This is a genomic window from Mycobacterium sp. (assembly GCF_965277065.1).
Classification (GTDB): Bacteria; Actinomycetota; Actinomycetes; order Mycobacteriales; family Mycobacteriaceae; genus Mycobacterium.
Genome location: NZ_CBDIBT010000019.1, coordinates 1,234,024 through 1,258,491 on the forward strand (window position 1 = coordinate 1,234,024; position 24,468 = coordinate 1,258,491).

Below are 24,468 nucleotides of genomic sequence, written 5' to 3' on the forward strand. Positions count from 1 at the left end.
CCTAGGCCTTCTTTCTTTCGGTGGCAGTATGAGGCCATGAGCACCGGCACACCTTCCGCTTTCAATCCGCAGGACCCGCTTGGCCTAGACGCGTCGCTGTCCGACGACGAGATCGCCGTGCGTGACACGGTTCGCCAGTTCTGCGCCGAGCACGTCCTCCCCCACATCGCGGAATGGTTCGAGATCGGCGACCTGCCGGTCCGCGAGCTGGCCAAACACTTCGGCCAACTCGGCCTGCTCGGCATGCACCTGGAGGGCTACGGCTGCGGCGGGGCGTCGGCCGTGCACTACGGGCTGGCGTGTACCGAGCTGGAGGCCGCCGACTCCGGAATCCGGTCGATGGTCTCCGTGCAGGGTTCGCTGGCCATGTTCGCGATCTGGCGGTTCGGCTCCGAGGAACAGAAGCAGCAGTGGCTGCCCGGTATGGCCGCGGGCGAGCTGCTCGGCTGCTTCGGGTTGACCGAGCCCGACGCCGGATCCGACCCCGCCGCGATGAGCACGCGGGGGCGCCGCGACGGGTCGGACTGGGTTCTCAACGGTCGCAAGATGTGGATCACCAACGGGTCGGTCGCCGACGTCGCGGTGGTCTGGGCGGTCACCGACGACGGCGTGCGGGGCTTCGTCGTCCCCACCGATACGCCGGGGTTCTCCGCGAACACCATCCATCACAAGCTCTCGCTGCGGGCATCGATCACCAGCGAGCTGGTCCTCGACAGCGTTCGCCTGCCCGCCGACGCAATGCTGCCGGAGGCGCAAGGTCTCAAGGGTCCGCTGTCGTGCCTGTCCGAAGCGAGGTACGGGATCATCTGGGGCTCGATGGGCGCCGCGCGTTCCGCGTGGCAGGCCGCGCTGGACTACGCCGGCGAGCGCACTCAATTCGGCCGGCCGATCTCAGGCTTCCAGTTGACCCAAGCCAAGCTCGTCGACATGGCCGTCGAGTTGCACAAGGGCCTGCTGCTGGCGCTGCAGTTGGGACGGCTCAAGGACAGCACCGGTCTGCGCCCCGAGCAGGTCAGCTTCGGCAAACTCAACAACACCCGCGAAGCGATCGAGATCTGCCGGACGGCGCGAACTATATTGGGCGGCAACGGAATATCACTGGAATATCCGGTGATCCGGCACATGGTGAACCTGGAGTCGGTGCTCACTTACGAGGGCACTCCGGAGATGCACCAGCTGATCCTGGGCCAGGCGTTCACCGGCATCGACGCCTTCCGCTGACGGGAGTGACCCGATGAGCGCACGGTTGGAGTACACCCCCGAGCACCGGCAGTTCCGCGACCTGGTGCACGACTTCGTCCAGCAGACCGTCGTCCCGGCCCACGAGCAGTGGGAGAAGGCCGGCTGCGTGGACCGGTCGCTGTTCACCGAGGCCGGCAAACTTGGGCTGCTGGCGTTCTCGGTCCCCGAGGAGTTCGGCGGGCCGGCGTCGAGGACTTTCGCTACAACGCGATCGTCGTCGACGAGCTCCAGCGGGCCGGGGCGGCGGCCGAGGCCATCGCGTTGTCGCTGCAGAACGACATCGTGCTGCCGTATCTCACCGACCTGACCACGCCCGAGCAGAAGCAGCGCTGGCTGCCCGGAGTCGTCACCGGAGAGACGGTGATCGGTATCGCGATGACCGAACCGGGGGCCGGCAGCGACCTGGCCGGCATTCGCACCACTGCGGTGCGCGACGGTGATCACTATGTGGTCAACGGCGCGAAAACCTTCATCTCCAACGGTCAGACCGGAGATGTGTTCGTCGTCGCCGCGCGCACCGGCCCGGACCGGCACAAGGGTCTGTCACTGTTCGTCGTCGACCCGGATACGGCGGGCTTCAGTCGCGGCCGGAATCTGGAAAAGATCGGCCTGCACGCCCAGGACACCAGCGAACTCAGCTTCACCGACATGCGGGTTTCGGTCGCCGATCTGCTCGGCGAGGAAGGCCGGGGCTTCTATCAACTGATGAACAACCTGCCGCAGGAGCGGTTGTCGCTGGCCGTCGGCGCGGTGGCCGCCGCCGAGGGCGTCCTGGCTGAAACGTTGAATTACGTCAAGGGGCGCAAGGCTTTTGGTTCACCCATTTCGGGCCTGCAAAATACTCAGTTCGTGCTCGCGGAGCTGGCGACGGAAATCGATGTCGCACGTACCTATCTCGACGACTGCATCGCCGAGCATCTGGCCGGCGAGCTGACGGCAGCGCGGGCGGCGCGGCTGAAATGGTGGACCACCGAACTTCAGGTGCGGACCGCCGACCGGTGTCTACAACTGCATGGTGGATACGGCTACATGCGGGAGTATCCGGTGTCGCGTGCGTTCGTCGATGCCCGCATCCAGACGATTTACGGCGGGACCACCGAGATCATGAAGACGATCGTCGCCAAGGACCTCGGGATCTGAGACGGCTCAGGCGCTTTCGCGGTGGATGCGCGACATCCCGCTGACGCCGGGGACGACCGCAGCTTCGAGCGGCGACGCCAGGCGCTCGGCCGCGCCGACCAGGATCAGCGATGCCGCGGTGTGGGAATCGACCTGCCATTGCGATCCGCCGGCGTACTTGAGCAACTTGTCGCGACTTTCGACATCGGTCGCGAACATGATCCAAACGGGTTCTGAGCTGTTATCCATGGTGGTTACCTTTGTGAGTTTTGCGGACTGGGCGTATGTCGAAAGATTGGGAGTCACTCGCTAAGCCACCTCGACGGTGTGCGAAAGGACGAGTTGCGCCGGGGAGGACGGGACCAGGCTGGAAAAGTCGGCGCTGACCTTCGCGCGGCGGAATTGCTCATGGAGCAAATCCTTTGTCTCACTGACGATTTTGCCGAGCTGGCCGGGCACCGCGTGGGTGACGAAGTCGCGCCGGTTCCACCACATCATCTTGGTTCGGTAGTGCTCGTTGGGATACGGCGTCGCCGGGATAGTGGCCACCACAGAGCCAGACGACTGCCAGCTGTTCAGCACCGGCGTGGCGGCCGTGCACATGGTGTATTGGAAATCCAGCATCACCATCATGTAGAAGCAACTGCGCGCCAGGGCACGGGTGAGAAGCGGATTTCGGTCAGCGGCATCGGTCACCCAGCCGGTCTTCATTTCCAGCACCCCGTAGGGCACCCGCTCGGAGATGATTTGTCGGACGTCCTGCTGGCCCGGCTGGCCCGCCCACTCCGCGACGGCATGGGATTGGTCGGCCGAGCGCAGCGCGATGGCCCGGTAACCGCCGACCACGCGGCCCGAGTCGCCGACTACGGCGCCGAACATGATCGTGTCGTCACCGCTGCGCAGCGCCTCGAGGTCGAGGGCACATTCGACTCCACGCTTGCTGTAGCTGCGAACGGCGCCGGCCGCGTAGTCGGCCCACAGCTCGGGGTCGACCGAGGGCTGCGAGATGACAAGGGTGCCGTCGATGTCGGGATCGGGCCAACTGAAGCTTTGATTGAGGGAGAATCCTCGGACAGCGGTGCCCACGGATGCTGGTCTCATCGGTCTCCTCTACCGGCCACAGACTGACATCATGCCAATCTCCTATATTTCATTCGTTTAGTATCGTTTATAACGTAAGAGATATCAGACAGTATCTGTTCGCGCAATAGTCGGTCGATCCGACTACTTAGACGAACAAAAGCTGAGTTTTAGCTATGTAATTTGGCATCCACTATTTGCCGGCGCAGCACCGTCAGGCAGCTCATCAGCGACGATCAGCCCGACCATCGCTCGCTGTGGCGGGGCCAAGGCGGACTGCTCTGGCCCCCTCAGGCAGCCACCCAGGCCGGTTCCGCACCAGACTTGACGCCTGTAAAGTCCGTCGAATGAACAACATCAGGGGCAAGACCATCGTCATCACCGGCGCGGCCCGCGGCATCGGTTACGCGACCGCGCAGGCGTTACTGGCCCGGGGCGCCCGGGTGGTCATCGGCGACCGGGACCTCGATGTGCTCGAAAGCGCCGTCGCGGGTATCAGCACCCTGGGACAGGTGACCGGCCATCCCCTCGACGTCACCGACAAAGAGTCCTTCGCGGCCTTTCTCGACAAAGCCCGCGCCGACGGCGGAGGGCACATCGATGTGTTGATCAACAACGCCGGCGTGATGCCAGTCGGCCCGTTCCTCGATCAGTCGGCGCAGGCGATTCGCTCGTCGATCGAGGTGAACCTCTACGGCGTGCTCACCGGCTGTCAGCTGGTGCTGCCGGACATGGTGAAGCGCCGCAGCGGACACATCATCAACATCGCATCGCTGGCGGGCATGGTCGCCGTGCCTGGCCAGATCGTCTACGCCGCAACAAAATTCGGCGTCGTCGGGTTGTCGACCGCGATGGCTGACGAATTCGCGCCGCAAGGTGTCAAAATCTCCGCGGTGCTGCCGACTTTCACCAACACCGAACTGATCGCGGGAACAACGCCGTCATCCGCGCAGAAGCCGGTCGAGCCGGCGGAGATCGCCGCGGCGATCGTCAAGGTTCTCGACAAGCCGAAATCCCGTGTGTCAGTTCCTAGTTGGGGTAAGTCATTCGCCGCCGTGACGACACTGATGCCCGACCGCGGTCGGCGCTGGCTCAACAAGAAGATGGGCAACGACACGGTGTTCCTCAACTTCGACTCGAGCGCCCGCCATAGCTATGAGGACCGCGCGCAGCACGCGACCGGAGTCGTCGAACACCAGGAGTGATCAGCGTCCGCGCGGCGCGTACATGATCACGCCGACACCGGCCAGGCAGACGGCCGCGCCGATGATGTCCCACCGGTCGGGCCTGAATCCGTCCAGCGCCATACCCCACGCCAGCGAGCCGGCGACGAACACGCCGCCGTAGGCAGCCAGCACGCGACCGAACTGCGAGTCGGGCTGGAAGGTTGCGACGAAACCGTAGGCGCCCAAGCTGATTACACCCAATCCCGCCCAGATCCAGCCGCGGTGCTCGCGAATACCCTGCCATACCAGCCAGGCACCGCCGATCTCCAGAATCGCAGCCAACGCAAAAAGCGCGATCGACCTGGCGACTGCCATGCCCTAGCCGACCGTTGAAACGCTCAGGGATCTGATGGTCTGGGATTCGCTGTTCTGGAATGCCGTTCCGTCCGGCCGCAGCAGGTCGTGGAACCACACCTTCGGGACCGCCGAGTACGGGTGCTTCCAGGAATCCCAGGGGAAATAGGTCTGCGTCTTGCCGGCCACCAGACCCCAGTTGATCGCGCCGACATTGTGCCGCTTGGCAATCGGCAAGATCGATTCGATGGTACTGCCCTGCGGGCGGGCCATGTACTCGGTGCACAGTATCGGGCGGCCGTGCGGGGTGAGCTCACCGACACGCGACTCGAACGCCGACGGCCCGGCGTAGGAGTGGAAGCTGATCACGTCGGAATTGGCCAACTGGATGTTCTGAATTGTGGTGCGACTGACGGCATCTGCCCACTCACCGTCCCACACGCCGCTGGTCAGCGGCTGGCGTGCGTCGACGGAGCGCGCCCAGGTGAACACCTGAGGAAGCAGGTCGGCCACCCGGTCAAGCTTGTCGCCGCGCTCGACGTTGGCGTACTGCGGCGCGGGATTGTCGGGTTCATTCCACACATCCCAACCCAAAACCCGGTCGTCGTTACGGAACTGGGTCATGACGCCGGTGACATAGTCCTGCAGAGTCCGGGTGTAGCTTTTGTCGTCGATGCGGTCGGCACCAGGACCCTGCACCCAGCCGGAGTTGTGCACCCCGGGGGTCGGGGCATGTTGGCGACCCACCTGGGGGTGCGGGTCCCAGCAGGAGTCGAACAGCACGAAGAGCGGTTTGATGCGGTGGCGGGCCGCGATGCCGACGAACTGCGCCAAACGGGTTTGGAAGCCGCGCGCATCCTGAGCAAACAACTGGTCGTGCAGGAAAACCCGTACCGTGTTGAGTCCGTGCAAACGGGCCCAACCGAGTTCGGTGTCGATGCGACGCGGGTCGTAGGTGCCCGGCTGAAACATCTCGAGTTGGTTGATCGCGGTGGAGGTGATGAAGTTCGCGCCGACGGGCCAGCCCTGGGCTTGATACCAGCGGTTGGCCCGATCGGATGACCACCGACTCGACTCGGCGGACGCACGTGGCGGCTCAGCGGAGGCGCGTGGCGCCTGCGCCAGAGCCGTGCCCGCGGCCAACAACAACGGCAGCTTCAGCACAGTGCGGCGATACACAAAGCGACGATAAGTGGCCCACCACGACGTTCCCGGTATTGCGCGAGCGCGTCGCGCGAGTCGTTATCAGGCCGTCACCAAACGGGGTCGGTGGAGGATGCGAGCATGCGCTCGATGGTCAGTGCCCGGGCGCCGGCCGACAGCGACGTCGCCGCCGAGGTGGCGATCATCGCCCAGCGGCCGGGCACGACGGCCACCTCCTCGCAGGGCTGTTCGGCAGTCGAGAATTCCGCGACCAACTCGCGGATCCGTGCGGCGCTTTCCGTCGCGTCGGGGCTCAGAACGCGGGTGGCAGCGCCCGCGCCGATCGCGGGATGGCGCGCCATGAACTCCCGCAGGAACAGCGCACCAGTGACTTTCGGGTTGATGTCCTGGACAGCGGCCATCACGGTATCGCCGAACACGCCGCCCACGGTGCCGACGGCAAAGTCGATGCCGCAGTGCAACAAACCCAGTCGCCGGTGCAGGTGGGCCATCGTCGTGTGCAGCCCGCTGTAAACCTTTGCGTCCAAGCCGAGGCCGTCCCACTCCGCGCGGCCGACGAACAGGTTGCCCTTCCACGACGTGCCTCGCATGAACTGCAGGGTGAGCCCGTCGAGCAACTCCCCGGAGCGCACGTGCGCCGACGGTGTGGTCAGCACCCGTTCGCCGTCGACGTCTCTATCGAAGTAGGTGACGTGCGCCTCGAGAACTTGATCCCCGCCCTGCTTCCAGGCGGTGGCGGCGAGCTCTTCGAGCCGCCCAGCGTCGTCGAGTTCGATACCCGGGGTGATGCGTCCGCCGTTGCCGCCGTCGGAGGGCTTCAGGCAGGCACGGTCAAGCCGGTACCGGTCTTGCAGAAGCGCGCCTGCCCGGAGCAGATCGCGACCGAAGGCATGACGGTCCGGCTGCCAGGTGACGGTGTAGCCGGGCAGCACCGGAAGCGGTGTTCGGAGAGCCGCGAACGCGGGGCTGGCTCGATGCTCGTGTTCCAGGACGATCGCGCCCGGTTGACCCGCCACCTCGGTGTCGAGCCCCAGCGCGGACCCGACGGTGGGATGCAGCATCCGCTTGCCGTTCCACACACCGAGACGGAAGTCGTTGGCGTCGACGCGAATTCGGTCCAGGCCGGAGGTACGGGCCAACCAGGTCACCAGTAGCTGGAACTCGGGCTCGAAGTCGTAGGGGCAAACCACAACCGAGGGATGTTGGCGCAGAAACGTAATGACGTGCCGCATGACCGGATCGCGGTCGCCACCGTCGACCGCGCGGCGCAGCAGCGCCTGCGACATGTAGTAATAGTCAGCATCTGGAAGAGTCAGTCGCTGAACACCTTTCGCCGTCCTACCGCGGCGCCACGGGCGGGTCCGGCCGACGACGAGATCGCCAGTGCGCGCGAGATAGAGACCGCGGGTCTCCACATAGGTCGTGAGGTCCGATACCGGCCTTCCCTCCACCATTGCGGTGAGATCGGTTTCGAAGCTGTTGGCGTAGGGAGTGGTCGAGTGCACCAGAAGGCGAGGCTGGCGATGACCGGGCGAGGCGAATTCGATGTGCTCACCCACCAGGGCGGGCAGCTCGTCGGGTTCGATCGACAACAGCTTGCGCGTCGCGATGGCGAAGTCGGTGTCGTCGAATCTCAGCGGGCCCGCGTAGCTTTGCCAGGCGATTTCGTCGCCGTCCACAATGACGGCCCACTCGTAGAAATCGCCGGTCAGCGGATGAGGTGATGTCCGTGGCCGGGTGATGCAGGAAGTACGCACCATTCCACTATGGCGTCGAACGGCCTTGACACATCGAATCAACGGGAAAGTCCAGCCAACAACACAGTGAACAGACAGGTAATCGCCTGCGGGATAGATCGATTCCGATCACCAGCGAATTCCCAGCAGTCTGCTAGCTCAAAGCCCTGTCGATATCGGTGATGAGATCGTCGGTACCCTCCAGCCCGACCGAGATACGAACCACCCCGTCGCCCAAGCCAATAGCGGCTCGGCCTTCGGGGCCCATCGCACGGTGGGTTGTCGTCGCCGGATGCGTGACAAGGGATTTCGAGTCACCCAGATTGTTGGAAATGTTGATCAGCTGCAGCCCGTCGAGCACCTCGAAAGCGCGCTGCTTGGCCGCGCTGTCCGGCACGTCGAGTTCGAACGTCACGACCGTGCCGCCGCCGGACATCTGCCGCTTGGCCAAATCGTACTGCGGGTGCGAGGTGAGGAACGGGTAGCGGACCCACCGCACCGCCGGGTGGCCCTCCAGATACTCGGCGATTCGCTGCGCCGAGTTGTTTTGATAGTCGACCCGAATTGCCAGTGTTTCCAGGCCTTTCAGCATCACCCAGGCGTTGAAGGCGCTCATCGCGGGTCCGGTGTGCCGCATCAGTTTCTGCACCGGGCCGTCGATGTATTCCGTGTCGCCGAGGATGGCGCCGCCCAGCACGCGTCCCTGCCCGTCGATGTGCTTGGTGCCCGAGTAGACCACCACGTCGACGCCGAGCGGAAAACCCTGCTGCAACAACGGAGTCGCAAAGACATTGTCCAGCACAACTTTTGCTCCGGCTGCGTGAGCGATCTCGGAGACGGCGACGATGTCGACCAGCGACTGCATCGGGTTGGACGGCGTCTCGAAGAAAACGGCCCGGGTTGGCTTGGAGGGGTCGGTGAGTGCCTTCTCCCACTGCGACAGATCGTCGCCGTCGACGAACTCGACGTCGACCCCCCAGCGCGGCAGGATCTCGCTACACACCACGAAACACGAGCCGAAAAGACTGCGGGCAGCCACAAGTCGATCGCCGGCGCCCAGCAACGCACCCAACGAGGTGAAAACCGCTGCCATTCCGCTGGCGGTGGCGAATGCGGCTGGGGCGCCCTCGATCAGACGCAGACGCTCCTCGAACATGCTGATCGTCGGGTTGCCGTAGCGCGAGTACACGTAGCGGTCGACCTCACCGGTGAACGCCTTCTCCGCCTCCGCCGCGGAGCCGTATACGTAGCCCGAGGCCAGAAACAATGCCTCGGAGGTCTCTTCGAACTGCGACCGCAGGATCCCGCCGCGCACGCCGATGGTCGCCTGGCTGACGCCCTCGGGCAGCGGCTCGGGTATGCGGACCGAAGGCACGTCCGGGCCGGGAGTGCTCACGTCTGCTTCCAGGGCAAACCGATTGCGCGCCAACCCCGTCCGCCTCGGTGGCTGTCGCCGTCGAGCTGGCCCTCGAAGCCGTCGATCACGTTGTAGGACGGGGTGATGCCGGCCTCGGTGGCGGCCTCGGCCGCCCCGATCGAGCGATTACCGGAGCGGCACAGAAACACAACCGCGCGATCGTCACCGGCCGGGACATGCTCGAGCAGGTCGCCGACGAAGTTGTCGTTGCGCTTACCGTCAGCGGCGTTCCACTCGATGTAGACGACCTCGCGCCCCAGGCTGGCCAGGTCGGGGACACCGACAAATCGCCATTCGGCGTCGGTGCGAACGTCGACCAGAACCGCCTCGGGGTTTTCGCTGAGTAGCTTCCACGCCTGCTCGGGGGTGATATCTCCTGCGTAGCTCACCCGCGTGAGTCTCGCATATCCAGGCGTCGCGACGATTGCCGGGGAAGCCGGGTGCGTTACCAGAGCCTGCGCAGCGCGGCCGACGCATTCCGGGCTCGACCGCGGGCGGTTGTCACGTCAGCGGCGGTCACGACGACCGCCCCCAGCGGACGCCGCGCCTCGGACTCATGGCGAGTGAACACCCGCACATCGCTCTCGGTGGTGCGCAGGGCATCGCCGAGCGCTCCGGTGGGCGAGGAGCCTTGGGAGCGCGGCACAGCGCCATCGATGCCGGCGTAGATCACCTCGGCCGCGCCCGGCGAAATCATGATGGTGTCGGTCGGAAGCCCGAGGATGGCCCGCGCCTGCAGCTCGATCTCCGACAACCGTTGCGTGCGCACGGTGACCAGTCCGCTCTCGAACGGCCGGGCGGTGACATCGCTGAAGTACACCTCGTCGCCGCGGACCATCAGCTCGACGCCGAACAGGCCGCGCCCGCCGAGCGCCTTGACGACGCGGGCCGCGATCGACTTGCCGGCGTCCAGCGCCGCGGGGCTCAGGTCTTGCGGCTGCCAGGATTCCTGCACGTCCCCGATGGCCTCGCCGTGGCCGATCGGCGCACAGAAGTCCAGCGTCGGCCCCGACGGGCCCTCACTGCGTACCGTCAGCAACGTGACGTGGACGTCGATCTCGACCAGGGTTTCGGCCAGCACCCGGCTGTGCGCCAGCCGGCCACCGGCGGACACCGCCCGCCGCCAGGCCGGTTCGAGGTCGCCGGGCATCAGGACAACCGACTGCCCTTCCCCGCCGACGGCGCTCACTGGTTGCACCCGCAGTGGGTAGCCGGCGTGGTCGGCGATGGCCCGCAACTCGTCAATCGATCCCGCGAACCAGAACGGCGCAGTCGGCAGGCCGAGTTCGTCGGCGGCCAGCCGTCGCATGCCTTCCCGGTCGGCGGTGAGCCGTGCGCAGCGCGCGGTCGGGACAAATTCCGCGGCTCCGCTGTCGGCGGCGGCGGTCAACGCATTGGCGGCCACCGCATCGGATGCCGTCACCACGAAATGCGGCCGCAGCCGCTTGATCGCGGCGCCCAGCTCGTCGGCGTCGGTCATGTTGATCACCAGCGCCTGATCGGCCACACCGTGTGCCGGCGCGTCGGCATAACGCTCGACGGCGATCACGTGGGCGCCCAGGCGCTGCAGGGCCACCGCCAGTTCGCGGCTGAACTCTCCGGACCCCAGCAACATGACCGTCGGCCGGTCGGCGTCGCTGGGCTGCTGCGTCGACTCGTTCTGCGGCGTGGTCACGGTGCTCAAGGATAGGTGGGCGGGCTGAGGGTGGGTCAGGGCTGGCCCGGCAGCAACCGGATCATCAGGCCGTTGGCCTCGGCCAGCAGGGTGTCGCCGTCGAGCAGTTCACCGCGGACGAACGCCTTGCGGCCCTCGGTCGCGGCGACATGACCGCGGACCACCAGCTCGGTGTCGGTCGGAGTGACCTTGCGGTAGTCGACGTGTAGGAAACCGGTTCGGCTGATCGGCCGGGCGGCCGCGTGCACCACCATCCCGAAGACGTGGTCGAACAGCAGCGGCAGCACGCCACCGTGCACCGCGCCGTTGCCGCCGACATGGAACCGGCTGAAGTAGCCACGCATCTCGACGCCGTCCGGGTCGTACCTGCTCATCGTCCACGGCGGCAACAGCAGGCTGCCCATTCCGGGCAGTTGCGGTGATCGGCCCGCCGGGGCCTGGCCTTCGGGCGCGGTGAACGGTGCCAGCTGACCGGCCAGCGCTTCGGCGTGCTCGGCGGCGTCGTTCCAGAGGTCGTCGGTGGGGTCGGCGGACACCGCCAAATCCTGCAAGCGCCGCATGGCCGCGACGAACCGGCCGAAACCGGGGCCCGGACTGGCCGCGCCGTATTCCGGGAAGCCGCCGTGATGGTCGTAGTCGGGGTCGAGTTGATCCGGTCGCTGTTCAGAATCTGTCACGGGCGAGCCGCCAGAACGTCGCGACGCACGATGGTCTGGTCGCGACCCGGGCCCACGCCGATGCACGAAATATGAGCTCCGCCAAGCTCTTCCAGCCGCAGCACGTAGTCACGCGCCTTCGCGGGCAGGTCGTCGAACTCGCGGGCCTCCGAGATGTCTTCCCACCAGCCGGGCAGCTCTTCGTAGATGGGCTCGGCGCGGTGCAGATCGCTCTGGGTCATCGGCATCTCGAGGTCTCTTTGCCGTCGACGCGGTAGCCGACGCACACCGGCACCGTCTCCAGGCTGGACAGCACGTCGAGCTTGGTGAGGAAGTAGTCGGTGATGCCGTTGACCCGGGTGGCGTAGCGGGCGATCACCGCGTCGAACCAGCCGCAACGGCGGCGCCGGCCGGTGGTCACACCGAACTCACCGCCGGTCTTGGACAGGTATTCGCCGTTTTCGTCGAACAACTCGGTCGGGAACGGGCCCGAGCCGACGCGCGTGGTGTAGGCCTTCAGGATTCCCAGCACGGTGGTGATCCGGGTCGGGCCGATACCGGAGCCCACGGCCGCGCCGCCGGCGGTCGGATTCGACGACGTCACATAGGGATACGTGCCGTGGTCGACGTCGAGCAAGGTGCCCTGCGAACCTTCCAGCAGGATCGTCTCGCCGGCCTCCAGCGCGTTGTTGAGCAGCAACCGGGTGTCGGCGATGCGGTGCTTGAAACTTTCCGCCTGCTCGAGCAGGGCGTCGACGAGGTGGGTCGCGTCCAGCGCTTTGCGGTTGTAGATCTTGACCAGTACCTGGTTCTTGAATTCCAGTGCGGCTTCGATCTTGTGGGTGAGCACCTCGTGGTCGAGCACGTCGGCGGCCCGGATCCCGATGCGGGCGATCTTGTCCTGGTAGCAGGGCCCGATGCCGCGGCCGGTGGTGCCGATCTTCTTGTTGCCCATATACCGCTCGGTCACCTTGTCGATGGCCACGTGATAGGGCATCAGCAGGTGTGCGTCCGCGGAGATCAACAGCTTCGAGGTGTCGACGTTGCGGTCCTCGAGGCCCTTGAGCTCGTCGAGCAGCACACCCGGATCGATCACCACACCGTTGCCGATGACGTTGGTGACGCCGGGCGTCAGCACTCCCGAGGGAATGAGATGCAGCGCGAAGTTCTCGCCATTGGGCAGCACCACGGTATGCCCGGCGTTGTTGCCACCTTGATAGCGAACGACCCATTTGGTGCGGCCGCCGAGAAGGTCGGTGGCCTTGCCCTTGCCCTCGTCGCCCCATTGGGCGCCGATCAGGACGATTGCCGGCATGGCTTGCTCCCGTTAAATCCCACGTATTGAGGCCGCTTATTGTGGTCCAGCCGGTGACCCACACTAGACCTGCGACGATGCGGGTACCGAAGGACCCGCTGAGGAGCGGGGCCATCAGACCCAGCTCAGCCGTTTGCGAGGAAGCTCCTGAATACCCCACAGACAGTCGTGTTGGCTTTCGGCGGTTACCGGCCGCGCTCGCTGCGGGGGCTGCCGACTGTCGATCCCGCTGACGTCGACACGACGCTGGCCGATGCGCGGCGGGTGGTGGTGGTCGGCACCGACGCCGACCTGGCGTCAGTGCTCACCCGGCTGCTTCGTAAGGAGCTGCTGAACGTCGAGGTCGCGTACGTGCCGCGCCGACGCACGCCCGCCACCCGGGCCTATCGCCTGCCATCCGGCCGTCGGGCGGCCCGCAGGGCTCGGCGCGGGACGGCCCAACGGGTACCGCTGATCCGCGACGAGACCGGCGCCGTCATTGTCGGGTCGGCCGTCTGGCGACCCGCCGGCGGCGAGCAACTGGTGCGCGGCGAGGCCGTCGTGGACGACGCGGTGCTCTTCGACGGCGGCGTGGAAGAAGTGACGGTCGAGCCGACGGTGGCGTTGCCCGGGTTGCGGGCCCGCGTGTCCGGCACACGGCGCTGGCTGATCGGGCGGGCCGCGCAGCTGGGCAGCCTCGAGGCCTCGGTGATCCGCGACGGGGTGGCCGCGCCTCGACCGGCGCGCCGGTCGACGATCTACCGGAACACCGAGGGTTGGTTAGCCGTCCGATAACACCCGTCGGTAGTTTCGTCTGGTGAGCGCCCGTGACTTGCACCAGTCGGTGCGGCCCAGCCCGGTCTTCTGGGCGATCCTCGGTGTGGCTGTCCTCGGCGGCGGGTTGGCCTACTGGGTCGGCGACGACGTCGGGCCGCTGGCCTACGCCGGAGTGTTCATCCTGGTGATCGCCGGCTGGGTGGTGTCGCTGTGCCTGCACGAGTTCGGGCACGCCTTCACGGCCTGGCGATTCGGTGACCGCGATGTCGAGCTGCGCGGCTACCTGGACATGGATCCGCGGCGGTACGTCAGCCCGGTGTGGTCGATCGTGGTGCCGATCGCGATCACCGCGATCGGTGGGATCGGGCTGCCGGGAGCGGCGGTGTACGTGCGGACGTCGTACATGTCCGCCAAGCAGCGCACGCTGGTCAGCCTGGCCGGTCCGACGGCGAACCTGGTGCTGGCCGTCCTGCTGCTCGAGGTGACCGACCTGTTCTTCGACCCGCGACACCCGGTGCTGTGGGCCGGGGTGGCGTTCCTGGGCTTCCTGCAGATCACCGCGCTGCTGCTGAACCTGCTGCCGATTCCCGGCCTGGACGGCTACAACGCGCTCGAGCCGCACCTGAGCCCAGAGACCCAGCGGGCATTGGCGCAGTTCAAGCCGTACGGCTTTCTGCTGCTGTTCGTGCTGCTGCTGGCGCCGCCGCTGAACCAGTTGTTCTTCGGGCTCGTCGACGACGTCTTCGAGCTGTCCGGGGTGCCGGGATTGCTGTGGCGGATCGGCGCCAATCTCACTCAATTCTGGCGTCACCTGACCTAGGCCCGATCGCGGGCACCATCCAGATCGACACCTGCGCGGAAAACTTCGAGTAAAACCCGAGCTGACGTCGATTTCGGCGCAAGCGACGTCAGCGCGAAGCGTCTTGCCATACATGCGTGAAACCGCATATATTTCTGGCCATGGGTGCCGGACACGATCACGCCAGCCCGGGCACGCCCGCGCCGAGGCTGGCGATCGCCACCGCACTGCTCGGCGGATTCTTCTTCGTCGAACTCACCACGGCGCTGCTGATCGGCTCGATCGCGCTGCTGGCCGACGCCGGCCACATCCTGACCGACGTCGCGGCCACGTTCATGGGCCTGTGCGCGGTGATCCTCGCCCGGCGCGGGAGTAAGTCCGCGGCGCGCACCTACGGCTGGCATCGCGCGGAGGTGTTCACCGCCGTCGCCAACGCCGTCCTGCTGATCGGGGTGGCCACCCTCATCCTGCGCGAGGCGATCGGGCGAATCGGTCAGGCACCGGAAGTGCCGGGCATCCCGATGATCGTCGTCGCGCTGACCGGGCTGGCCACCAACGCCGCCGTCGCCCTGTTGCTGCGTTCGCAGTCGACCGAAAGCCTGGCCGTCAAGGGCGCCTACATGGAGGTGGTCGCCGATACCGTCGGCAGCGTCGGCGTGCTCATCGCCGGCATTGTCACCGTCACCACGCACTGGCCGTACGCCGACGTGGTCGTCGCCGTCCTGGTCGCGCTGTGGGTGTTGCCCCGGGCCCTGTCGCTGGCCGCGGGCGCACTGCGCATCCTGTCCGAAGCATCGCCGAGCCACATCGACGTCGACGAATTACGGGCCGCGCTGGCCGCGGTCGATGGCGTGAGCGAGGTGCACGATCTGCACGTCTGGACGCTGGTGCCCGGCAAGGACATGGTGACCGCTCACTTGTCCGGTGGCGACAATTCGGCGCGGGTCCTTCTTGCGGCCCAGGCGGTGCTGGCCGCGCGGGGACTCGATCACGCGACGATCCAGATCGAGCCGCCCGGCGACTGCTCAGTGGGCCTCTGACGCCTTTAACTCAGGCCGAGGCCTTCGCGGGCGGCTGGGTCGCAGTCGTCGAGCAGGTCCAGACACCGCGCCTGCTCGTCGGTCTCACCGATCGCGTCGGCCGCACGCGCCAGCGCCGCCACGCATCGCAGGAAACCCCGATTCGGTTCGTGGGAGAACGGGACCGGGCCGAAGCCCTTCCACCCGTTGCGGCGCAACTGATCCAGGCCACGGTGATAACCCGTGCGGGCGTAGGCGTAGGCGGTGATCGCCTTGTCGTCGTCCAGCGCATCCTCGGCCAACGCCGCCCAGGCGACCGACGCCGACGGGTGCGCCGCGGCGACGGCGGTCGGGTTGTCACCGGCATCCAGTTGGGCTTCGGCGTCCGGGTCACCGGGCAACAAGGTCGGATCGGGTCCCAGCAGATCTCGCATCGGCGTCATGGCGCCATTGTGCCGTGCGACGGAACAGAGGGTGCCATGACGCCGATGACTGCCGTCGGGTCGCTAAGCTTCAGACGGTATTTCGAAACCGAAGAGGACAGCAGCGCATATGCCCAATCCATCAGGGTCTGACCGCGACAACACCTCGGACTCGGCCGACCCAGGCGCCGCGGGTGTCCCGGTGCGATCCGAGGCCGACACCGCTGTCGAACCCGCAGCCGGCGCGGACGAAAAAACGACCGAGAGCCCGCACGGGGCGGACCCCGCGACCGAGGTGATCGGACCGGCCGGTTTGGAGCAACAGCCGCCGATCCCCCACCTTCAGCCGGGTGAACGTCGCTTCACCGCCCCGGGTTTCGACGCCAAGGAAACCGCGATCATCAACGCGGCCAACGACCCGGCCACCGAGGTTTTCGCGCAGGGCAGGCAGCCCGTCGCCGGCGAACCGCAGTCGAGAACCGCTACGCCGCAACTGATTCCGCCTCGGCTGGGGTCCAAGTTCCGGCCGTCAGGTCAGCGGAGCTGGGGTTGGGTGCTGGCGCTGATCCTGATCATCCTGGCGCTGGCCGCGATCGCGGTGCTGGGCACCGTGCTGTTGACCCGCAAGGCCAGAACGTCCAGCGCGTCGCAGGAAGACAAGGTTCGCAACACCATTCAGAGCTTCGACGCCGCCGTGCAGACCGGCGATCTGACCAAGCTGCGCAGCCTCACCTGCGGGAGCATGCGCGACGACTACGTCAACTACAACCAGCGCGAGTGGAGCGACACCTATCACCGCGTCGCGGCGGCCAAGCAGTATCCCGTCGTCGCCAACATCGACCAGGTGGTCGTCGACGGAACCCACGCCGAAGCCAACGTCACCGCGTTCATGGCGTACGCGCCGCAAACCCGCTCGACTCGCAGCTTCGATCTGCAGTACCGCGACGATCAGTGGAAAATCTGCGAATCCAGTTCCAGCTAAAGCTCATTGGGCAGCGGGTCAGTCCCGGGCCACCGGCTCAGCTGGAGACGGACTTGCCGCTGCTGTGCAGGTCGTCGCAGGCCTCCACGACCCGCTCGGTCATCGCCGCTTCGGCCTTCTTGAGGTAGCTGCGCGGGTCATAAACCTTCTTGTTGCCCACCTCGCCGTCGACCTTCAGCACACCGTCGTAGTTGGTGAACATGTGCGCGGCCAGCGGCCGGGTGAACGCGTACTGGGTGTCGGTGTCGACGTTCATCTTCACCACGCCGTAGCGCAGCGCCTCTTCGATCTCCGACTTCGCCGAGCCCGAGCCGCCGTGGAAGACGAAGTCGAACGGCTTGGTGCCGTCAGTCAGGCCCAGCTTGGCCGACGCCACCTTCTGGCCCTGGTCGAGGATGTCGGGACGCAGCTTGACGTTGCCCGGCTTGTAGACGCCGTGAACGTTGCCGAAGGTGGCGGCCAGCAGGTAGTGGCCGTGCTCGCCGTGGCCCAGAGGCGTCGATGGTCTTCTCGAAGTCTTCGGGGGTGGTGTAGAGCTTGTCGTTGATCTCGGCCTCGACGCCGTCTTCTTCGCCGCCCACCACGCCGATCTCGACCTCGAGGACGATCTTGGCGGCGGCGGCCAACTTCAGCAGCTCCTGCGCGATCTCTAAATTCTCGTCGATCGGCACGGCCGAGCCGTCCCACATGTGGGACTGGAACAGCGGGTTCCGACCGGCGGCCACCCGCTCGGACGAGATCGCCAGCAGCGGACGCACGTAGGTGTCCAGCTTGTCCTTGGGACAGTGGTCGGTGTGCAGGGACACGTTGATCGGGTACTTGGCCGCGATGACATGGGCGAATTCGGCCAGCGCGACCGCACCGGTGACCATGTCTTTGACGCCCAGGCCGGAGGCGAATTCAGCTCCGCCGGTGGAGAACTGGATGATGCCGTCGCTGCCGGCATCGGCGAAACCCTTGATGGCGGCGTTGACGGATTCCGAGCCGACGCAGTTGATCGCCGGAAAGGCGTACTCGTTGTCCTTGGCGCGTCGCAGCATCTCCGCGTAGACGTCTGGCGTTGCGATGGGCATGCGGTTTCCTTCCTGACGTGTGGCATCAGTATCGCAATACCTTCGGCGGGTCCGCAGCCTGCCCGGGAAGGGCGGCCGTCAGCACCGGTATCTTGAAACACGTGAAATCCACGAGGAAGCATTAGTGGCTATGCCCAACATCCTCGATCCGATGTACTGGATCGGTCCTCAGGGACTGTTCGCTTCGGCCGTCTTGCCGACGATCCTGGCCATCGTCTTCGTCGAGACGGGTCTGCTGTTTCCCCTGCTCCCTGGTGAGTCGCTGCTGTTCACCGGTGGTCTGCTGGCCGCGCACGGCACGCTCGACATCTGGGTGCTGGCCCCGGCCGTTGCATTGACCGCGGTGCTCGGCGATCAGACCGGCTACTTCATCGGCCGCCGGATCGGGCCCGCGCTGTTCAAGAAGGAAGACTCGCGCTTCTTCAAGCAGCATCACGTAACCGAGTCGCACGCCTTCTTCGAGAAATACGGGCCCGCGGCGATCATCCTGGCCCGCTTCATGCCGTTCGTCCGGACCTTCACGCCGGTGGTTGCCGGGGTGTCCTACATGCGCTACCCGGTGTACCTGGCGTTCGACATCGTCGGCGGCGTGCTGTGGGGTGGCGGCGTCACGGTCGCCGGCTACTTCCTCGGAAATGTGCCGCTCATCCACCAGAACCTGGAAAAGATCGTCCTGGGCATCTTGTTCGTGTCGATGCTGCCGGCGTTCATCGCCACCGGCCGGGCGTACCTGAAACGCCGTCGGGCAGCCCGCGACGACAAGACGGTGACCGTCGCCGACTGACACGGGCGCGGCTAGGCCGCGCGGAAGCCCATCGCGACCCCGTTCATGCAGTAGCGCAATCCCGTGGGCGCTGGCCCGTCGTTGAAGACGTGGCCGAGGTGCCCGCCGCAGCGGCTGCACAGCACTTCGGTGCGCGCCATTCCCATGCTGTTGTCCTGCTGCTCGAGGACGGCGTTGTTGAGGACCCGGTAGAAGCTCGGCCACCCGGTGCCGCTGTCGAACTTGGTCGTCGACGAGAACAGGTCCTGCGCGCAGCCGGCACAGGTGAAGGTCCCGGTCCGATGCTCGTCGTTCAGCGGGCTGCTGTAGGGCTGCTCGGTGCCCGCATTGCGCAGCACGTCGTACTGCTGTGCGTTCAGCAGCTGGTGCCACTCCACGTCGGAGTGGTTGACGTCGAACGTCTTCGCGGGTGTTTTCGGCGCACCCGATGCGGTGCACGCCAGCACCGATCCGGTGGCGGCGAGAGCGCCGGCCACGGCGGTGCCGAACAAGACCTGCCGCCGGCTCAGGACCGGGCTGTGTGGTGTCGTCATCTTTTCCACCATAGCCACGTGCGGCCGTCAGACGGCGACCGTGAAATCGCAGCCCGTCTTGGCGCGGACGTCGGCGACGGTGACCCCGGGCTGCAGTTCGATCAACGTCAGACCATGATCAGGCTCGACGTCGAAGACGCACAGGTCGGTGATGATCATGTCGACCACGGCCTTGCCGGTGACCGGCAGCGAGCACTGCTTGAGGATTTTCGGGCTACCGTCCCTGGCGGTGTGGTCCATCACGACGATCACCCGCTTGACGCCGGACACCAGATCCATTGCCCCGCCGGGGCCTTTGACCATCTTGCCCGGCACCATCCAGTTGGCCAGGTCGCCGGTTTCGGCGACCTCGAGGCCGCCCAGGATGGACAGGTCGATGTGGCCGCCGCGGATCATCGCAAACGAGTCGGCGCTGCTGAAAAAGCTCGACCCGGGCAGGCTGGTGACGGTCTGTTTGCCGGCGTTGACGAGGTCGGGGTCGACGGCGTCCTCGGTCGGGTAGGCGCCGATGCCGAGCAGACCGTTCTCGGACTGCAGCGTGACCTTGATTCCGTCGGGGATGTAGTTGGCGACCAAGGTCGGAATGCCGATGCCCAGGTTGACGTAGTAGCCGTCGCGCAGCTCTTGGGCGGCGCGCTGGGCCATCCGCTCGCGGATCGGGCTGTCGTTCTTCAACGCCGCGCCGCCGCTGGTGGTGCGGAATTCGATGCGCTTCTCGTAGCCCGCGCCTTCGATGATCCGGTCGACGTAGATGCCGGGGGTGTGGACCAGGTCGGGGTCCAGCTCGCCGACCTCGACGAGTTCTTCCACCTCGGCAATGGTCACCGTGCCGCAGGTGGCGATCATCGGGTTGAAGTTGCGAGCCGTCTTGCGGTAGATCAGGTTGCCCGCCTTATCCCCTTTCCAGGCTTTGACGATGGCCACATCAGCCCGAATACCTTCTTCCAGAACGTATTCGGTGTCGTTGAAGACCCGGGTGTCTTTGCCCTCGGCGAGGTTGGTGCCGAATGCCGTGCGGGTGTAGAAGCCGGGAATGCCTGCGCCGCCGGCCCTTAGCTTCTCGGCGAGAGTCCCCTGCGGCGTCAGCACGAGGTCCAGTTCACCGGCCAACACCTGGCGCTCGAACTCCTTGTTCTCGCCCACGTAGGAGGCGATCACCTTGCTCACCTGACGCGCCTTGAGTAGCAGCCCCATGCCGAAATCGTCGACGCCGGCGTTGTTTCCGACGATGGTGAGATCGTTGACGCCGCTGTCCACCAACGCCTGAATCAGGTTTTCCGGAATCCCGCACAGTCCGAAACCGCCTGCGGCGATGGTGATTCCGTCCTTCAGCAGGCCGTTCAGCGCCGACTGGGCATCGGCATGCACTTTACTCATCGCTATTCCCTTCATCGACAACGCCGGCGGTCACGGCGTAGGCGGCCTCCATCAACATCCAACCGGACAGCTGCACCGACAGATCGCGCTCGGGGATCTCCGATGCGGTGACGGCGCCGGCGACGAACTGCGCCTGCTGCCCACCGGCCGTCGGCAACTCAGCGGTCTCATCCCAGGACGGGCCGAACAGTGGCAGTCCTTCCACCGACTGGCGGTTGTCCCAGGCGGCCTGCGCCGACGACAGCACCAGCTCGCGGGCGGTCTCGCGGGCGGTGACATCGGCGGCCGAATCGCCGGGCAGGCCGGTGGCGACGAACGCCAGGTAGCGGGCGGTGATGCCGGAGAACAGCCCACCGTCGCCGCCGCCGGTGCCGCGCAGCACCCCGCCGGCCGCCATGTGCTGGTCGACCGCGGCGACCAGGCGATGCACCCGCGGCGCGTGCCGCTCGTCGTGCGTGCGCGCGGCCAACTCGGTCTCCAGGCCGAGCACCACTCCCTGGCAGTAGGTGTACTGCGCGCGGACCAGCGAGCCGGCCTTGATGCCGTCGAACACCAGGTGCGACTCGGGGTCGATCAGGGTCTCGTCGATCCAGTCCGCCATCTGCTGGGCGCGCCGCAGCCGGTCGCCGTAACGGGCCAGGAACAGCCCCGCCGGGCCGTTGGCCGGGGCGTTGAAGAACTGGTCCTGCTTGCGCCACGGGATTCCGCCGCCGTCCTCGGGGACCCACGCGTTGACCAGTTGGTCGTTGAGCTTGCGCAGCGCGCGCCCGCGGTCGACGTCCGCGATCCGCGACGCCCGCTCCAGCGACAGCGCCAGCCAGGCCATGTCGTCGTAGTAGTTGTTGACCCAGGATCCGTTGTTACGCAGTCGGTGCGCGCGGATCTGCCGTTGGATCTTGATGCGCCGTTCGGGCTGCGGGTCGCGCTGCTCGGCGTCGACCAGGCAGTCCAGCAGGTGCGCCTGCCACCAGTAGTGCCAGCCGCCGAACCATTTGTCGCGCCGCGTGGGTGGCCACGCCACTACGCCGAGTTGAGTCCCGGGCAGCGCCCACAGCTTTTTCAGATGCCGACCAGCAACAGCGGCCTCCGCGCTGACCGCCCGGTTGACCCATACCTGATCCATATCTGGTGATCCTGCCCTACCAGGCCTGGCCGAGTTCGGCGTGTTGGCTGATCCAGGTGTGCATCGCGATGCCCGCCGCGACGGCGACGTTGATGCTGCGCGTCGACCCGAACTGGGCGATGGAGACGGTCAGCGCGGCACCGTCACGGGCGTCGTCGCTGATGCCGGGGCCTTCCTGACCGAACAGCAGCAGGCAGTTCCGCGGCAGTGTGGTCCGCTCCAGCCGCGCGGCACCCGGCACGATGTCGACAGCGACCACCGTCAGGCCCGCGTCCGCGGCGCAGCGCAGCAACGCGGCGGTGTCGTCGTGATGCTGCAGACGCTGGTAGCGGTCAGTGACCATGGCGCCGCGACGATTCCACCGGCGCCGGCCGACGATGTGCACGGTGTCCACGGCGAACGCGTTGGCGGCGCGCACCACTCCGCCGATGTTGGCGTCCTGGCCGAAGTTCTCGATCGCGACATGGAGCGCGTGACGGCGTTTGTCTATGTCGGCGACGATCGCCTCCCGCGTCCAGTATCGGTAGGCGTCGACAACGTTGCGGGTGTCGCCGTCGCGCAGCAACTCAGGGTCATACCGCGGATCGTCGGGTAGCGGGCCCTCCCAGGGGCCGACGCCACCGGTTGACGGCAGCGCCCATTCCGTGGGCCCGGGCTCGGTCACCGCATGGTCCACACCGCGGCGTGGGTGCCCACGATCGAGACCGTCGCGTACAGCAGCGCGGCGTTGAGATCGCCCTGGGTGCACAGCGATGCGTTGAGGTGCACCGAGTCCAGCGACGCCTCGGGCAGGACCAGTACCGACGCCCCGTAGGTCGTGCAGGCGGGGTTCAGGCCCGGCGGTGGCAGAGTCGGTGAGGCGAGCAGCATCATCGGCCCGCCCCGGGCGGTGGAGTCGTCGCGATACTTGGCCGCGATGGTGTCGACCTGCAGGCCGAGCAGCATGTAGCCGCTGCCGTTGAACGCAGCCGGGTCGCCGAGCGATGCCTGGCTGAGCTGAGACCCGTCGGCCCGCCAGGCGGCCACACTGGTGGTCCTGACGAGCAGCCCGGTGTCGCTTTCGTTGGTCGGCAGCACGCCGACCGGGAACGCCGCCGCATAGGCGACCGCGGCGTTCGGGTCGGAATGCGGTTTGGCCGGGTCGGTCGGCGCCGCATCGACGTCGACGAGCACGTAGTCGTCTTGCCAACGCAGGTTCGATACCGACGTGTTCCAGCCCAGCACCGCCAGCGATTCACCGAGCCGCGCGGTTCCGGCGCCGTAAACCTGTTGCCGGGCAGCCGGATTCGAACAAGCGCAGATCAGCGCGAACGCCGCGATCATCGCGATGACAGTGCGCACGGTGACTAACTCAGCCCGAGGTCCGCCAACCCCAGCACGCTGCGGTACGGAAAACCCTCGGCCTCAATGGCTTCGGCAGCACCCGTGGCCCGGTCGACGACGGTCGCCACGCCGACGACCTCCGCGCCGGCTTCCAGCACCGCCCGCACCGCGGTCAGCGCCGACCCACCGGTGGTGCTGGTGTCCTCGACGACCAGCACCCGCTGGCCGGCGATGTCCGGTCCTTCGACAAGGCGTTGCATGCCATGGGTTTTCACTGATTTCCGCACGACGTAAGCGTCGATCGGGCGGCCAGGTGCGTGCATGACGGCGGTGGCGACGGGGTCGGCGCCCAGGGTGAGGCCGCCGACCGCGGCGTAATCCCAGTCCGCGGTCAGCTCGCGGACCAGCCGGCCGATCAGCGGGGCGGCCCGATGGTGCAGGGTAGCCCGGCGCAGGTCGACGTAGTAGTCGGCTTCCTTACCCGACGACAGCGTGACCCGCCCGTGCACGACCGCCAATTGGCTGACCAGGGCGGCCAATTCGGCGAGCTCAGGTGCGCCCACGGCCCCGACCAAAGACACTTGTGACGGCGCGTGACAGTGTTCGCGGCACCATCCGGGTAACGGTGGTGATCGCTTTGTATTGCAGCCCGGGGATGATCAGCGTGTTGCCGCGGGCCACCTCGGCGAGGGTCTCCCGGACCACGTCGTCGACCTCGAGCCACATGAACGACGGCAGGGATGTCATGTCGATGCCGGCCCGGTCGTGGAATTCGGTGTGCACGTAGCCCGGGCACACGACGTGTATCCCGACGCCGGTGCCACGCAGTCCAACGGCCAGACCTTCGGTGAACGACACGACGTACGCCTTCGAGGCCGAGTAAGTCGATCCGCGACCGGACAGCAGGCCGGCCACACTCGAGACGTTGATGACCGTGCCGTCGGCCCTGTCGATCATTGCCGGCAGTGCGGCCCGGGTCAGTTGCATGATCGCGGTGACATTGACGTCGAGCTGCTGCTGCAGCATCGAGGGGTCAGCGGTCCAGAATTCGCCGGATGTGCCGAAGCCGGCATTGTTCACCAGTACATCGATACCACCGGAGCCCAACCGCTCGGCCACCTTGTCCCGGCCGGCGGCGTCGGCGAGATCGGCCGGAAGCACTTCGACGTTGCAGCCGCCCTCGTTGGACAGTTCGGCGGCCAGTTGATTGAGCCGGTCGGCGTCGCGGGACACCAGGACGACGTCGTAGCCGTCGGCGGCGTAGCGGCGAGCGAAACCCTCGCCGATTCCGGAGGTGGGCCCGGTGATCAGGGCGACGCGGCGAGGCACGGCGTCAGTGTACTTAGCGTTGGT

The 24,468-nt window shown here is 66.6% G+C and carries 24 protein-coding genes and 3 pseudogenes; 8 read left to right on the forward strand and 19 right to left on the reverse strand.

Translation table 11 applies throughout. The annotated features are described in order from the left end of the window. The first annotated feature begins 36 nt into the window (after positions 1–36). Positions 37–1,221, forward strand: a complete 1,185-nt coding sequence (locus tag ACQY5A_RS23230) for an acyl-CoA dehydrogenase family protein (RefSeq protein ID WP_428342618.1) — start codon at positions 37–39, stop codon at positions 1,219–1,221. A gap of 13 nt (positions 1,222–1,234) precedes the next feature. Beyond that, positions 1,235–2,382 (forward strand): annotated as a pseudogene (locus tag ACQY5A_RS23235) (acyl-CoA dehydrogenase family protein). A gap of 6 nt (positions 2,383–2,388) precedes the next feature. Here ACQY5A_RS23235 and ACQY5A_RS23240 read toward each other — a convergent pair. Together ACQY5A_RS23240 and ACQY5A_RS23245 are read right to left on the reverse strand one after the other, a co-directional pair. After that, positions 2,389–2,610 (reverse strand): hypothetical protein, encoded by a 222-nt coding sequence (locus ACQY5A_RS23240; protein ID WP_428342619.1) that lies wholly within the window; start codon positions 2,608–2,610, stop codon positions 2,389–2,391. Between the two features lie 60 nt (positions 2,611–2,670). Next, a complete protein-coding gene (locus ACQY5A_RS23245) occupies positions 2,671–3,462 on the reverse strand; it encodes a hypothetical protein (protein ID WP_428342620.1) in 792 nt (263 codons plus the stop codon). A gap of 326 nt (positions 3,463–3,788) precedes the next feature. On the opposite strand from ACQY5A_RS23245, the gene ACQY5A_RS23250 reads away from it, so the two are divergent. Beyond that, positions 3,789–4,646 carry an SDR family oxidoreductase gene (locus tag ACQY5A_RS23250; protein ID WP_428342621.1) on the forward strand — a complete coding sequence of 286 codons (858 nt, stop codon included), beginning with the start codon at positions 3,789–3,791 and terminating at the stop codon, positions 4,644–4,646. Here ACQY5A_RS23250 and ACQY5A_RS23255 read toward each other — a convergent pair whose 3' ends face one another. From ACQY5A_RS23255 to ACQY5A_RS23290, 8 genes and pseudogenes are all read right to left on the reverse strand, one after another. Beyond that, a complete protein-coding gene (locus tag ACQY5A_RS23255) occupies positions 4,647–4,982 on the reverse strand; it encodes a YnfA family protein (protein WP_428342622.1) in 336 nt (111 codons plus the stop codon). Positions 4,983–4,985: 3 nt separating this feature from the next. Continuing rightward, entirely contained in the window at positions 4,986–6,140 is a 1,155-nt protein-coding gene (locus ACQY5A_RS23260) for a cellulase family glycosylhydrolase (RefSeq protein WP_428342623.1), read from the reverse strand. 74 nt (positions 6,141–6,214) lie between these two features. Beyond that, positions 6,215–7,882, reverse strand: a complete 1,668-nt coding sequence (locus tag ACQY5A_RS23265) for a hypothetical protein (protein ID WP_428342624.1) — start codon at positions 7,880–7,882, stop codon at positions 6,215–6,217. 133 nt (positions 7,883–8,015) lie between these two features. Continuing rightward, positions 8,016–9,257, reverse strand: coding sequence for an O-succinylhomoserine sulfhydrylase (locus ACQY5A_RS23270; protein ID WP_428342625.1), 1,242 nt, complete (start codon positions 9,255–9,257; stop codon positions 8,016–8,018). Next, positions 9,254–9,667, reverse strand: a complete 414-nt coding sequence (locus ACQY5A_RS23275) for a rhodanese-like domain-containing protein (RefSeq protein WP_428342626.1) — start codon at positions 9,665–9,667, stop codon at positions 9,254–9,256. The genes ACQY5A_RS23270 and ACQY5A_RS23275 overlap by 4 nt, the downstream gene beginning before the upstream one ends. A gap of 56 nt (positions 9,668–9,723) precedes the next feature. After that, complete coding sequence (purT, locus tag ACQY5A_RS23280) at positions 9,724–10,893, reverse strand: formate-dependent phosphoribosylglycinamide formyltransferase (protein WP_428343307.1); 1,170 nt, start codon at positions 10,891–10,893, stop codon at positions 9,724–9,726. Between the two features lie 95 nt (positions 10,894–10,988). Next, a complete protein-coding gene (locus tag ACQY5A_RS23285; RefSeq protein ID WP_428342627.1) occupies positions 10,989–11,630 on the reverse strand; it encodes a PaaI family thioesterase in 642 nt (213 codons plus the stop codon). Next, positions 11,627–12,924: pseudogene (locus ACQY5A_RS23290) on the reverse strand (adenylosuccinate synthase). The gene ACQY5A_RS23285 and the pseudogene ACQY5A_RS23290 overlap by 4 nt, the downstream one beginning before the upstream one ends. 147 nt (positions 12,925–13,071) lie before the next feature. Between ACQY5A_RS23290 and ACQY5A_RS23295 the strand changes: the two are divergent. The 3 genes from ACQY5A_RS23295 to ACQY5A_RS23305 all read left to right on the forward strand — a co-directional run bounded on the left by ACQY5A_RS23295 (position 13,072) and on the right by ACQY5A_RS23305 (position 15,519). Next, positions 13,072–13,698 (forward strand): peptidase M50, encoded by a 627-nt coding sequence (locus ACQY5A_RS23295; RefSeq protein WP_428343308.1) that lies wholly within the window; start codon positions 13,072–13,074, stop codon positions 13,696–13,698. A gap of 22 nt (positions 13,699–13,720) precedes the next feature. Next, positions 13,721–14,500 carry a site-2 protease family protein gene (locus ACQY5A_RS23300; RefSeq protein ID WP_428342628.1) on the forward strand — a complete coding sequence of 260 codons (780 nt, stop codon included), beginning with the start codon at positions 13,721–13,723 and terminating at the stop codon, positions 14,498–14,500. Between the two features lie 140 nt (positions 14,501–14,640). Next, positions 14,641–15,519 (forward strand): cation diffusion facilitator family transporter, encoded by an 879-nt coding sequence (locus ACQY5A_RS23305; RefSeq protein WP_428342629.1) that lies wholly within the window; start codon positions 14,641–14,643, stop codon positions 15,517–15,519. Positions 15,520–15,524: 5 nt separating this feature from the next. On the opposite strand, the gene ACQY5A_RS23310 is transcribed toward ACQY5A_RS23305, so the two are convergent. After that, positions 15,525–15,941, reverse strand: a complete 417-nt coding sequence (locus ACQY5A_RS23310; RefSeq protein ID WP_428342630.1) for a DUF3151 domain-containing protein — start codon at positions 15,939–15,941, stop codon at positions 15,525–15,527. Between the two features lie 109 nt (positions 15,942–16,050). On the opposite strand from ACQY5A_RS23310, the gene ACQY5A_RS23315 reads away from it, so the two are divergent. Next, entirely contained in the window at positions 16,051–16,902 is an 852-nt protein-coding gene (locus ACQY5A_RS23315; protein WP_428342631.1) for a hypothetical protein, read from the forward strand. 37 nt (positions 16,903–16,939) lie between these two features. Here the strand turns inward: ACQY5A_RS23315 and fbaA are convergent. After that, a pseudogene (gene fbaA, locus ACQY5A_RS23320) lies at positions 16,940–17,975 on the reverse strand (class II fructose-bisphosphate aldolase). 130 nt (positions 17,976–18,105) lie between these two features. Between fbaA and ACQY5A_RS23325 the strand changes: the two are divergent. After that, entirely contained in the window at positions 18,106–18,759 is a 654-nt protein-coding gene (locus ACQY5A_RS23325) for a DedA family protein (protein WP_428343309.1), read from the forward strand. A gap of 11 nt (positions 18,760–18,770) precedes the next feature. Here the strand turns inward: ACQY5A_RS23325 and msrB are convergent, their stop codons facing one another. From msrB to ACQY5A_RS23360, 7 genes are read right to left on the reverse strand one after another with little or no spacing between them, the layout of a single operon-like run. Next, on the reverse strand, positions 18,771–19,292 hold the full coding sequence (msrB, locus tag ACQY5A_RS23330; RefSeq protein WP_428342632.1) for a peptide-methionine (R)-S-oxide reductase MsrB: 522 nt from the start codon (positions 19,290–19,292) through the stop codon (positions 18,771–18,773). A 27-nt stretch (positions 19,293–19,319) separates the two neighbouring features. Beyond that, the gene (locus ACQY5A_RS23335) at positions 19,320–20,669 is read right to left on the reverse strand and encodes a 3-oxoacid CoA-transferase (protein WP_428342633.1); all 1,350 of its coding nucleotides are present in this window, start codon (positions 20,667–20,669) and stop codon (positions 19,320–19,322) included. Beyond that, positions 20,662–21,792 (reverse strand): glycoside hydrolase family 76 protein, encoded by a 1,131-nt coding sequence (locus tag ACQY5A_RS23340; protein WP_428342634.1) that lies wholly within the window; start codon positions 21,790–21,792, stop codon positions 20,662–20,664. The genes ACQY5A_RS23335 and ACQY5A_RS23340 overlap by 8 nt, the downstream gene beginning before the upstream one ends. Positions 21,793–21,808: 16 nt before the next feature. Further along, on the reverse strand, positions 21,809–22,456 hold the full coding sequence (locus ACQY5A_RS23345) for a TrmH family RNA methyltransferase (protein WP_428342635.1): 648 nt from the start codon (positions 22,454–22,456) through the stop codon (positions 21,809–21,811). Then, complete coding sequence (locus ACQY5A_RS23350; RefSeq protein ID WP_428342636.1) at positions 22,453–23,133, reverse strand: hypothetical protein; 681 nt, start codon at positions 23,131–23,133, stop codon at positions 22,453–22,455. The genes ACQY5A_RS23345 and ACQY5A_RS23350 overlap by 4 nt, the downstream gene beginning before the upstream one ends. Positions 23,134–23,138: 5 nt before the next feature. Continuing rightward, a complete protein-coding gene (pyrE, locus tag ACQY5A_RS23355; protein WP_428342637.1) occupies positions 23,139–23,678 on the reverse strand; it encodes an orotate phosphoribosyltransferase in 540 nt (179 codons plus the stop codon). After that, positions 23,665–24,444: an SDR family NAD(P)-dependent oxidoreductase gene (locus tag ACQY5A_RS23360; RefSeq protein ID WP_428342638.1), complete on the reverse strand. Its 780-nt coding sequence runs from the start codon at positions 24,442–24,444 to the stop codon at positions 23,665–23,667. The genes pyrE and ACQY5A_RS23360 overlap by 14 nt, the downstream gene beginning before the upstream one ends. Positions 24,445–24,468 lie beyond the last annotated feature (24 nt).

Bases quoted from the DNA above. Each gene is read 5' to 3' on its own strand.
- ACQY5A_RS23230 (WP_428342618.1), top strand. From the start codon at position 37: ATGAGCACCGGCACACCTTCCGCTTTCAATCCGCAGGACCCGCTTGGC.
- ACQY5A_RS23240 (WP_428342619.1), bottom strand. From the start codon at position 2,610: ATGGATAACAGCTCAGAACCCGTTTGGATCATGTTCGCGACCGATGTC.
- ACQY5A_RS23245 (WP_428342620.1), bottom strand. From the start codon at position 3,462: ATGAGACCAGCATCCGTGGGCACCGCTGTCCGAGGATTCTCCCTCAAT.
- ACQY5A_RS23250 (WP_428342621.1), top strand. From the start codon at position 3,789: ATGAACAACATCAGGGGCAAGACCATCGTCATCACCGGCGCGGCCCGC.
- ACQY5A_RS23255 (WP_428342622.1), bottom strand. From the start codon at position 4,982: ATGGCAGTCGCCAGGTCGATCGCGCTTTTTGCGTTGGCTGCGATTCTG.
- purT (WP_428343307.1), bottom strand. From the start codon at position 10,893: ATGTTGCTGGGGTCCGGAGAGTTCAGCCGCGAACTGGCGGTGGCCCTG.
- ACQY5A_RS23305 (WP_428342629.1), top strand. From the start codon at position 14,641: ATGGGTGCCGGACACGATCACGCCAGCCCGGGCACGCCCGCGCCGAGG.
- ACQY5A_RS23310 (WP_428342630.1), bottom strand. From the start codon at position 15,941: ATGACGCCGATGCGAGATCTGCTGGGACCCGATCCGACCTTGTTGCCC.
- ACQY5A_RS23315 (WP_428342631.1), top strand. From the start codon at position 16,051: ATGCCCAATCCATCAGGGTCTGACCGCGACAACACCTCGGACTCGGCC.
- ACQY5A_RS23325 (WP_428343309.1), top strand. From the start codon at position 18,106: ATGCCCAACATCCTCGATCCGATGTACTGGATCGGTCCTCAGGGACTG.
- msrB (WP_428342632.1), bottom strand. From the start codon at position 19,292: ATGACGACACCACACAGCCCGGTCCTGAGCCGGCGGCAGGTCTTGTTC.
- ACQY5A_RS23335 (WP_428342633.1), bottom strand. From the start codon at position 20,669: ATGAGTAAAGTGCATGCCGATGCCCAGTCGGCGCTGAACGGCCTGCTG.
- ACQY5A_RS23340 (WP_428342634.1), bottom strand. From the start codon at position 21,792: ATGGATCAGGTATGGGTCAACCGGGCGGTCAGCGCGGAGGCCGCTGTT.